Origin of the sequence: Sphaerochaeta sp. UBA5836 (assembly GCF_002432845.1) — a bacterium.
Lineage (GTDB): Bacteria > Spirochaetota > Spirochaetia > Sphaerochaetales > Sphaerochaetaceae > Sphaerochaeta.
This window is the reverse complement of the sequence record NZ_DJGW01000054.1, coordinates 10,362-20,394: the sequence shown is the minus strand read 5'-3', so window position 1 is coordinate 20,394 and position 10,033 is coordinate 10,362. Positions and strand designations below refer to the sequence as shown.

Here is a 10,033-nt window from a genome sequence, read left to right as displayed (position 1 = left end):
ACACTTATTTTTCTCAATGGTATTGACTCTTTGTCCGATACCCCGTAGGCTGAAGGAGCTTAGACTTTGTGTTCCTTTTTGCTGACGATCCTATCTTTGTAGCCATGCTGCTTGACTTCCATGCACTTCTGACGGGTAATCGATCGAAACTGTACCAAACTCCTAAGACACCCACAGAAAGCAGGCAACGACCTGCGCAAGGAAATTATCATGGCAAAAAAAATTTATGTAGGAAACATGAGCTACCAGACTTCTGAAGAGGCTTTGTACTCTTTGTTCGCACAGTACGGCGACGTAATGAGCGCCCGCATCATCATGGATCGCGACACCAACCGTCCCAAGGGCTTCGCCTTTGTTGAGATGGACGACGATAGCGCAGCAGTTGCAGCAATCAGCCAGCTTGACGGCCGTGAGCTCGATGGAAGAAACCTCAGGGTCAACGAAGCCATCGCAAAAGAAAGAACCGAACGCAGACCTTCTTACAACAGGTACTAGACTTTACATCAAGCAGCAGAGGGAGCCCGGAAGGGCTCCTTTTTCATGCAATGAGCCCAATCATACTCCACCGGAGAGTCTGCACCACGACAGTCATGATTGTGTAGGAGAAAGCCTTCCTACCTTCCAATGGGAGAGCCAAGTACGTAGGTTGGCTCGACCCATGTACATCTCCTGTTCGTATCAGCTTCTGCTGAATGCTCTTGACAGATACGGATAAAGACTACACAATTCATATTGTTGCATGCAACAATATGGAGGATTTCTATGGCAAAAACCATTCTTGTCACCGGCGGCGGCAGAGGCATTGGACGAGGCATTTGTCTCACTCTTGCATCCAGCGGCTTTTCCGTACTCATCAACTATGCTGGAAACGAGGTAGCTGCCCGAGAGACACAGCGGCTCTGCAACCAGGCTGCCATCGATTCCGACCAGTCCTTCCCTATCCTCAAAGCCGACATCTCCGACACCCAAGAGCGAAACCAGCTCATCGAGCAGGCATTCGCAGCAACCGGTTCCCTCGACGGCTTGGTAAACAACGCCGGCGTTGCTCCCTCGCAGCGGGCGGACCTTCTGGATATGAGCGAAGAGTCTTTCGACCGCCTGATGCATATCAATCTCCGTGGTCCGGTTCTGCTTACCCAGCAAATCGCCAACCACTGGAAACAAGCCGATGCACTGCAGGGCAAAACCATCATTTTCATCACATCGGTCTCCGCTGCCATGGTCTCGGTAAACCGCTCTGAATACTGTATCAGCAAAGCAGGCCTCGGCATGGCAGCCTCGCTGTTTGCTGCAAGGCTCGCCGGTGATGGAACCCTTGTATACGAGATCAGGCCGGGTATTATCAAGACCGACATGACCTCTACGGTACAGCAGAAATATGATACCCTCCTGGAGCAGGGAATCGTCCCGCAAATGCGCTGGGGCCTGCCCGAGGACATCGGCAGAACGGTGAATTCACTGCTGCAGGGGGGGCTGCCCTTCTCCACCGGTACGGTCATCACCGTCGATGGCGGGTTGGCCATCCCCAGACTATAGGAGATGAAGACCGCTCTGATACTCCTTCCACACCTGTTCAAACCAAAATGACTCAGATGGAACGGCTCTGCATTGGTCAAACCGATGACAGAGCTTTTTTTGTGCATCAAGGTAGAGGACCTGCATCACCGACCGAAGCTGTACTTTCTCTTCCTTGATCCTGTACTGGCCGGCAAGCGGATGGGCTTCCCTGCCTGCCGAGTCAACCACAAGATAAGAACCTCTGCTGCCTCCTTCCTGTTGGATATAGTGGTCGATTGCAGAGAGGTACCAAACCTGGGCTATCAGCATATGCCGCAACCTGAGAGCCTTGGCCAGAAGTTCGACAGGAACCGACAGGTCTTTGCCAAAAGCCAGTTGCTGGGCTTTCGCCTCCAACAGGGCCTTCTGCACCAACTCTTTCCTGCGGATTGGACCGGCAAAGTTGGACATCCGCCTTTGCAAGGTGGAAAGTTGCTCATCCAACAGATACTTTGCTGACTGCAAACTATTGTGCTTTGGAGAAGCCACCCACGAAGAAACCGTACCAACCAGCTCCTTAAGCTGGCTTTGTATTGGCTCTGAGAGTGAAACGTCATGCAGAGAATCCCTGCTTGCTGCGATGCGCTGGGCTGCACGGAGTGCTCCGACCTGGCCGGCATTCAAGGCACTCCCGCCGGGACGGCTCACCCCATGGCTGCCATTCACCTCACCGATGGGATACAAACCCTTGATGTTGGTGGATTCCCACCAGATATCGCTGTATAGTCCGCCGTTGTTGTGCTGGGCGCAGACATCGATTTCCAGCAGTTCATGCTGAAGGTCGATGCCGTGCTTTGCATACAGGTCGACAGCAGCCGTATTGAGCAACTTCAGCCGTTCAAAGGGGGTTTCAGCCCAAGCCTTCGAGGCGTCAAGGTATCCAAGCGCGGTGGGATGAACACAATGTCGGCTGAACGGAGACCATGCAGGATTACCCACGATATTGCTGGAGTAATCCAGAAACACCCTCCGACCTTTTACCTGTGTCTCATGGTAGACCAACAAATCGATCAAGGAAGAACCCTGGTCGAAGACCTTCGCCGCATCGAAGGGCCACTGATACCCCTTGAGGAACACAGCGTTGGTCAACTCTTCCCAATTGTTGAAATAGGGAAGTAAAAAATCAACTGGATTGTTGCCTCTTCGGTCTGTACTGATGTAACGAGGAAGCACCTGCTGGTAGCTGCCTGAAAGATTCCATCGGAACTTCGTACTTGCAATCCCGAACTGAGATTCCGTCAGGTTGACAGCCTCCGCCCCGATTTCCATCGCCAGGCCTATACTGCCCACATGCACACGGGGATAGACAGAGGCGGCATAGAAACCGGCAGGGCCGCCGGTACCCAGCACCACGTACTCGGAAAGAATGACACAGAGTCCGTGGTTTTCATTGTGCACTTCTTGCTTGTTCAGCACTACAGCCCCGACCATGGCGTGATTCTCATCGGTAAGCAGCCGAACAACATCACAGCGGTCCCACAGGGGGATGTTGCATTTCTCAACTTCGGCATGCAATACACGCACCATCTCCTTGGAGGTATACGGCCCGAGGCTGATGCCCCGGTTGCTCGGGTCGTGGTCGGTCTTGTAACCGGTGTACCCGCCATAGCGGTTGCTTGGAAAGTTGACGCCCAGGCTGACCAGGTTGTAGAAAGCCCTCAATGAGTTTTGGGCTTCAACGAAAGCCATATCACCATGCACAGATCCGCCTCTTGTGTACGACTCAACCATGGAATATGGCGAGTCGGGAATGGGGCTTGCATCACTGAGGCGGTAATAGGTTTGCTTGTCGCTGCCGGTATTGCGGCTGGTGCCACCCTTGCTGTTGTCGGTGACAATAACCATGTCGTGTACGCCCATTCGCTTGAGGTGAACGGCGCACGACAGGGATGCTGCCCCCGATCCAACTATCAAGGCTTTGGTGCGATACACCGGGATCATATGCCCCAATACAGACCACGTTGCATGTAAGTGCATCATTCAGATGGTTTCTCCTACAATGTACGGTCCTTCCAAAGCTTTCTGAATGGGAGCCTGCGAGCGATCGATGATGCGTGAACTCAACCAGAGGCCCGCCTCCATCCCCAAGGTACGGAGCGAGAACTCTATGGTATCGATGCGTTGGTCCATCAGCTGGAGCATCGGAGAGTTGTCGAAGCCGGAAAGGGAAAAGCGATCGGGAACCTGCCAGTTTTGGTGTAGGGCTGCTTGATACAAGGAAACTGCCATCAGGTCATTGAAGCAGAGCACTGCATTGTATGAGCGCTCCTTGAGAGCGGGAATCACTTTGGAATTCAGCTCTGTCAGGGAATCGACCATGATCACATCCAGATCCGGGTCGAAGCTAATGTGACGTCTTTGGCAGGCTTCGATCACACCCTGCTCACGCAGGGCGCTGACTGATGGTAGCTGGGAAAAGCCGATGAAGCAGGGCTTGAGACTGTCCTTTCGCTTCTCATACATAGCACCCACCAGCTTGTCCATTCCACTCAGGTTGTCCACCAGGACATAGTTGTGTTCCGGATTTGAACGGTTGAGCATCAAAAAAGGAACACTACGATCTTCCAATAGTTCTTCTATCTGCACGGAAGGTTTGGTGAAAGCAAAGATACATCCATCGATGTCTCCGAGCTTTTTGGAGTCAAAAAGAGATGCATCGCCATCGTTCAGACTGGTTATAATATTGATCCGAGTCTCTCCGAAACCCTGTTGAACTCCTTCCAAAAGTTCTGCAACATCATAAAACAGGTGGATGTAGCTGAACTTTGCCATCGGAAGGAAAAGACGGATGGTGATGATGGCCCTACCCTTTTGCTTCTTGATGGAACGCTTTTCGTAGTGCATCTCTTCGGCTGTACGAAGGATCAGCTCCCGCTTCTCCTCACTGATCAGAGAGGAGTTGTTGAGAACCCGTGAAACGGTACTGGGTGAAATATCCAGTGCCTTTGCAATGTCGTAGACCGTCACTTTCTTTGCCATCATCACCCTGCATCAGTTAAGGGAGGGGTAGATTATGCAACCTACCTCCTCTTGCTTGATCATCAATTTGGAACAACCCGAACATAACTTACAATAATCCACCTCATCGCCGAGGGCAAGTCGCTTCGGGAACAAGGGATCGGAAAGTGTCTGCCGTCCCCACCCTGCAAAATCGGCATATCCGAGCCTGATATTGCTCTCTGCCTCGCGTACCCCTTCCTCCTGCAACACCGAGTAAGCTGAGCCGAACACCATCATCCGGTCCCCCACCAAAGCCTTTGCACGGCGGGCGTAACGGAACTGATGCAGGTAGAACCACTTCGATGTTGCTGTCGGCCGGGTGATCTCGCTGGTCACTCCTGGAATTCCTGCCGAAACATTGACATAGTCCATGCCAAGGTCGGCCATCAGAGAGATGACGAGGTCCATCTCACATAGGTCTTCCACGGCGTCGCTGGCCGAGGCCGTACCACAACCGCCTTTTATGCCTTCCCAGTAGGAGATTCGGCTGCCGATAATGAAATCCTTGTTGGTAAGGCGTGTCTTGATTTGGGGAATCGACTCGGCAAGGAAGCGGGTGCGGTTCTCAAAAGATCCTCCCCACTTGTCGGAACGCTGGTTGCCCGGCCTGAGCATTTCACAACCCAGATACCCATGGCACATCTTAAAGTCGACACCATCGGCACCGGCAGCCTCGCTTAGCAAGGCTGCTTCTATGAACAGGCGCTGAATCTCATCGATCTCTTCGGTGGTCAGCAGGTGCTCCCAACTCTCGGCCTTGTACAAGGCGGTGGGACGAGAAAAGTCACGTCCACTCTTGCGTCCGGAGTGGGTCACCTGAAACAGAACCAAGACATTGGGATCGGCTGCTTTCATCGCTTCCACCAACGCCTTGAGGCCGGGAAGATTTTCAGAGTTGATCACCATCTGGTTCTTGCGTGCAAGCGCATCATCTGCAACCGCCAAGGCTTCAATGACGATTACACCCCACTTGCCCTCGGCAAGCTTTGCATACCGTTTGATGGCCCGATCGGAGACTTTGCCCCCGACGGCGTCATTGCCTTCCATCGGTTGGGCTACAAAGCGGTTTTGGGCGATACGATTGCCAATTTTCTGTGACGAGAGCAGGATGCTATCGGATTCAAGCTTCATTAATTACCCCTGATAAGTGTTTTATTGAATTTCTTCATAATCGCCGGGCCGGTCAGGACCACCACCACGACGATGAGAAACGCAAGACTGATCGGTCTCTGTACGAATGTCGCCCAGTTGCCGCCAGAGAGCATGAGAGCACGACGGAAATTGCTTTCGAAAAGCGGGCCGAGAATCATACCCAAAATAATTGGTGCAATCGGAAGGCCGATCTTTCGAAACACAAATCCGACGATACCGCTGATGATCAACACCCAGATATCGAAGATGGAGTTGCTGATGGCATAGGAACCTACCAAACCAAAGACCAGAATGGCGGGAATCAGATACTTCTTGGGAAAGCTGATCAGCTTGGCGAAAACAGGAGCTCCCAACAGGCCCAGGATACACATGAACACAACCGAGAGCAGCAGGCTGATGAAAATTGAGGAGACGAAGGGCATCTGCTGCTGGAACAACAGCGGACCCGGTCTGAGGCCTTGGATGATCAGGCCGCCCATCAGAACTGCCGTCATTGCATCTCCGGGAATACCAAGGGTGAGCATGGGAATCAAGGCACCGCCGGTACTGGCATTATTAGCCGCCTCAGGGGCTGCCACCCCTTCAATGATACCGGTTCCCAAGAGTTCCTTGCGCTTGCCGAAGCGCTTTTCCTGTCCATAGGCAACCAAGGCTGCAATAGAGCCGCCGGCGGCGGGAAGTGCTCCGATCAGGACACCAATGAAAGAAGAGCGGACAACGGTACCAAAAATCTGCTTGATGTGCTTGATGGGAGGAAGAAGCCTGGAAAGCTTTTGCTTTACCGTAACCTTGTATTCAGAGCTGGAAATCTGCACCAACATCTCCGAGAGCCCGTACATTCCGATCATTACCGGGATGGAGTCGATGCCTTCCAAAAGCTCGGCCCGGCCCATGATGAAACGGGGATAGCCGGTGATGGGGTCCATGCCGACAATGCCGATGATCAGACCGATAACGCCGCTCATCAATCCTTTGACGGTGGAGCCAGGACTGATGATGGCGATGATGCTCAAGCCGATGAGGGTGATACCGACATACTCTTCGGCACTGAATTTAAGGGCGACGCTTGCAATGGCCGGAGCGGCGAACATCAGTACGATGACGCTGAAGAAGCCTCCGAGGGTGGAGCTGATCGTTGAGATTCCGATAGCCTCCCCTGCTCTTCCCATCTGGCTGAGCGGATAGCCATCAAGGCTGGTGGCGATGGCTGATGGAGTACCGGGAATATTTATGAGAATCGCAGAAATGGAGCCTCCATATACCGAGCCCGAATAAAGACCGAGCAAAAAGGCAAAGGCAATGACTGGGGAAAGCCCGAACGTAAAGGGGATGAAGACTGCAATGGTCATAGTTGCAGTCAGGCCCGGGAGTGCACCAAATACGATACCGATCAGTACTCCCAAAAAGGATGACAGGTATATGACTGGATTGGTGAAGAAGTGCAATCCGGAGAGGTAAAGATCCATTGAAAAAAGTTCCATGGTGGTTTCCTTATCTGGTTAAATCAAGAGCCCTTGGGGGAAGGGAATGGAGAGAATCATCTTAAAAATAATGTAAATAATAGCGGTAATTCCCATTGAGACACCCAGTATCAATACAGGTTTGCGTCCTTGTTTGTCGGTGAGCATCCACATCAAGGAAGTGATGAAAACAAAGCTTGCGGTTGCAAAGCCTAAAATCTTCATTATGAATACATAGAGAATCAGCATGACCAGCGTGATCAGGAACATCAAGAAAGCTGTTTTGCTGTTCCACCACGATTCCACTTTGGTTGTATTTTGGGTTCGAAGAGCCTCAATAACCATCAAAACCGATAGAACCGCCAGCAGGATGGCAAGAATTCGTGGATAGAAACCGGTATTGAGGGCTGCAATGCCTCCGGTTCTCGTCGGCATGAAGCCGGAAGCGATATAGAGCAGGCCTGCAAAAGCGAAGAACACTATTCCTGCAATGATATCAGAGTTTTTCTTTGTCATTCGTTTCTCCAAAAACACGGTTGGGAGGCAGGGAATATCGCCCCCAATGTTGATTGGGGACGATACTCCAGTATACTTCGGATACTCGCCTGTGCAATCAGTCGTCGATGAACTTGATGCCCAGCTCGTTCACCAGGAAGTCAAGCTGCTTCTCAGCATCCTTGATTACGTCGGCGAACTGGGTCCTGTTCAGGTAGACAGGCTGATATCCTGCATCGATGAGGAACTTTCTGAGGGTCTCGTCCTGCATTGCTCGACCGATTGCCTCGTCGATGATGCGGACCTTCTCAGGATCGGTTCCCTTCGGAGCCACAAAGCCGCTGTAGTTGCCCATCACTGCATCGATGCCCAGTTCCTTGAGGGTAGGTACATCGGGATAGGATGGATGGCGTTCTGCAGATGCGATGGCCAAGAGGCGTAAAGAACCGCTGTCAACGTGTGCAGAAAGATCGGGAAGCGGAATGTTGGTCATATCGACGTGTCCACCAAGAAGGGCGGTGACCGCCTCTGCATACGCAGGATACGGGATATGGTTGACCTTGATGCCGGCCATGGCTTCAAAGTATGCAGCATAGATATGAGCACTTGCACCGGTACCGGAGTTGGAGTTGGTCAACTTGCCGGGGTTTGCCTTTGCATAGTCGATCAAGTCCTGAAGGGTCTTGAAGGGACTGTTTGCATTGACGGTGACCGTTGCAGGGATCGTAATGACCTGGCTGATGAGTTCTACGTTGTAGATGTCTGGATAGATCGGGGAGACATATTTTGCAGAGACGGTGGACATGGAAGTGGTTCCGATGACGTAGCCGTCATTGGCAGCCTTCTCAATTTCCAACGAACCGACGACGCCACCCCCACCGGGCTTGTTCTCAACTACGAACGGGACACCAAACTGCTTCTCCAGATGACTGGCGACCGGTCGGGTCAACACGTCGGTCATACCACCTACGGACCAGGGAATGATTACCCTGACGGTCCTGGATGGATACTTCTCGATTGTCTCCTCTTTTGCCCCTGCGGCAAAGAGTGGCAATACAAGTGCGAGAACGATTGCCAAAACCAAAAGTTTCTTCATGATCTCCTCCTTAGGAGAGTACCAATATGCTTGGTACAAGAGCATTGTTGCATGCAACTTTTTTATTGCATGCAACAATCTTACCCTATCCAGAGAATCTGTCAAGCATTTTTTTCAGCGTCTTCATTCTTCCGAATAGTCATCGACACATTGCTCTTGGCGTTTCTCTCACACCGAAAACACTGCATCACCACCCCGCCATCCTTGACAAACATCGGTCGCAGGGAAATGATGAACCATCATCATGCAACAGGTCATCATCCTCCACAACCAGATTCCTTCAGACGCCCCAGAGGACGTATTGGATATTCTTCGCCAAGCCCGATGGATCGAGGAAATACTCACCAAGCAAGGGTTTTCAGCAACACTGCTTCCCTACTCGCTTACGGAACTCGAGCAGCTGGACAAGAACATAGTTGTTTTCAATCTCGTCGATTCGGCACCAAAGGAGGAGACGCTCTCCTATTTGGTACCGGGAATTCTTGAAAGCCTGCACCTGAAGTATACCGGCTGCTCGCTGGCAAATCTCTTTGTAACCACCAACAAGGTGCTTGCCAAGAGGCTGATGGCCGACCATCATCTGCCGACTCCCGCCCTGTACAGCAAGGAGAGTGAAAAGGGGCTCTACCTGATAAAGCCCATCGAAGGGGACGCATCGGTAGGCCTTGATGAACAGTGCCTCGTCGAGCACGAAGCAGTGGAGGCGATGCTGAGAGAGAAAGAATCGCAGCTAGACTGCCCCTGCTTTGCCGAGCAGTACATCGACGGCAGGGAGTTCACCGTCTGCATGTACGGCACAAAGAAGGAAGTACACATCCTCCCCCCGTATGAATGGGTCTTCAATGACTATGGACAGAAAGCGAAAATCATCACCTATGATGCCAAATGGACCGAACAAACCTTCGGCTATGAACACATCAGCGCAAAGTACACACACGATGAGGCTGACAAACCCCTTCTCAGGCAGTTGGAACAGCTTGCTCGATCATGCTGGAAAGTATTCGACCTGTACGGATATGCTCGAGTGGATTATCGCGTCGATACAAACAAGAGGCCGTACATTCTGGAACTGAATGCAAACCCGAGCTTCTACGGATTCTACCATCTGTCCAAGGAGTGGGGGTTCAGCTTCGAGCAAATCATCGTATCGTTGGTGGAGCAAGCGCTCACATCATAGGTACTTATCCACCCAAACCAAGCTCTCAAGCTCGAATCCTTCACCGGCATAGAGGTGTTGTGCCCGCTCATTTCGCGGATGGGTCACCATCGCAAG

Annotated in this window: 9 protein-coding genes; 3 read left to right on the top strand and 6 right to left on the bottom strand. The window is 52.0% G+C overall.

Annotation, left to right across the window (positions count from 1 at the left end):
• Nucleotides 1–210 precede the first annotated feature (210 nt).
• The gene (locus B3F49_RS04125; protein ID WP_293893811.1) at nt 211–495 is read left to right on the top strand and encodes an RNA recognition motif domain-containing protein; all 285 of its coding nucleotides are present in this window, start codon (nt 211–213) and stop codon (nt 493–495) included.
• A gap of 267 nt (nt 496–762) precedes the next feature.
• The gene (locus tag B3F49_RS04120; RefSeq protein ID WP_293893808.1) at nt 763–1,536 is read left to right on the top strand and encodes a 3-ketoacyl-ACP reductase; all 774 of its coding nucleotides are present in this window, start codon (nt 763–765) and stop codon (nt 1,534–1,536) included.
• Here B3F49_RS04120 and B3F49_RS04115 read toward each other — a convergent pair.
• From B3F49_RS04115 to B3F49_RS04090, 6 genes are all read right to left on the bottom strand, one after another.
• A complete protein-coding gene (locus tag B3F49_RS04115; protein WP_293909167.1) occupies nt 1,531–3,537 on the bottom strand; it encodes an FAD-dependent oxidoreductase in 2,007 nt (668 codons plus the stop codon). The genes B3F49_RS04120 and B3F49_RS04115 overlap by 6 nt on opposite strands.
• Nucleotides 3,538–4,536 (bottom strand): LacI family DNA-binding transcriptional regulator, encoded by a 999-nt coding sequence (locus B3F49_RS04110; RefSeq protein ID WP_293909165.1) that lies wholly within the window; start codon nt 4,534–4,536, stop codon nt 3,538–3,540. It abuts the gene before it with no gap.
• Nucleotides 4,537–4,548: 12 nt separating this feature from the next.
• Nucleotides 4,549–5,688 (bottom strand): hypothetical protein, encoded by a 1,140-nt coding sequence (locus B3F49_RS04105; RefSeq protein ID WP_293893801.1) that lies wholly within the window; start codon nt 5,686–5,688, stop codon nt 4,549–4,551.
• Nucleotides 5,688–7,190, bottom strand: a complete 1,503-nt coding sequence (locus tag B3F49_RS04100; protein ID WP_293893798.1) for a tripartite tricarboxylate transporter permease — start codon at nt 7,188–7,190, stop codon at nt 5,688–5,690. Before B3F49_RS04100 ends, B3F49_RS04105 begins: the two co-directional genes overlap by 1 nt.
• An 18-nt stretch (nt 7,191–7,208) precedes the next feature.
• Nucleotides 7,209–7,685, bottom strand: a complete 477-nt coding sequence (locus B3F49_RS04095) for a tripartite tricarboxylate transporter TctB family protein (RefSeq protein ID WP_293909162.1) — start codon at nt 7,683–7,685, stop codon at nt 7,209–7,211.
• Nucleotides 7,686–7,782: 97 nt separating this feature from the next.
• On the bottom strand, nt 7,783–8,760 hold the full coding sequence (locus tag B3F49_RS04090; protein ID WP_293909160.1) for a tripartite tricarboxylate transporter substrate binding protein: 978 nt from the start codon (nt 8,758–8,760) through the stop codon (nt 7,783–7,785).
• A 244-nt stretch (nt 8,761–9,004) separates the two neighbouring features.
• Here B3F49_RS04090 and B3F49_RS04085 point away from each other — a divergent pair, with 244 nt between their 5' ends.
• Nucleotides 9,005–9,937: a D-alanine--D-alanine ligase family protein gene (locus tag B3F49_RS04085; RefSeq protein ID WP_293909158.1), complete on the top strand. Its 933-nt coding sequence runs from the start codon at nt 9,005–9,007 to the stop codon at nt 9,935–9,937.
• Nucleotides 9,938–10,033: the final 96 nt, after the last annotated feature.

Coding starts and splice junctions, on each gene's coding strand:
- B3F49_RS04090 (WP_293909160.1), bottom strand. CDS start 8,760: ATGAAGAAACTTTTGGTTTTGGCAATCGTTCTCGCACTTGTATTGCCA.
- B3F49_RS04115 (WP_293909167.1), bottom strand. CDS start 3,537: ATGATGCACTTACATGCAACGTGGTCTGTATTGGGGCATATGATCCCG.
- B3F49_RS04100 (WP_293893798.1), bottom strand. CDS start 7,190: ATGGAACTTTTTTCAATGGATCTTTACCTCTCCGGATTGCACTTCTTC.
- B3F49_RS04085 (WP_293909158.1), top strand. CDS start 9,005: ATGCAACAGGTCATCATCCTCCACAACCAGATTCCTTCAGACGCCCCA.
- B3F49_RS04120 (WP_293893808.1), top strand. CDS start 763: ATGGCAAAAACCATTCTTGTCACCGGCGGCGGCAGAGGCATTGGACGA.
- B3F49_RS04095 (WP_293909162.1), bottom strand. CDS start 7,685: ATGACAAAGAAAAACTCTGATATCATTGCAGGAATAGTGTTCTTCGCT.
- B3F49_RS04125 (WP_293893811.1), top strand. CDS start 211: ATGGCAAAAAAAATTTATGTAGGAAACATGAGCTACCAGACTTCTGAA.
- B3F49_RS04105 (WP_293893801.1), bottom strand. CDS start 5,688: ATGAAGCTTGAATCCGATAGCATCCTGCTCTCGTCACAGAAAATTGGC.
- B3F49_RS04110 (WP_293909165.1), bottom strand. CDS start 4,536: ATGGCAAAGAAAGTGACGGTCTACGACATTGCAAAGGCACTGGATATT.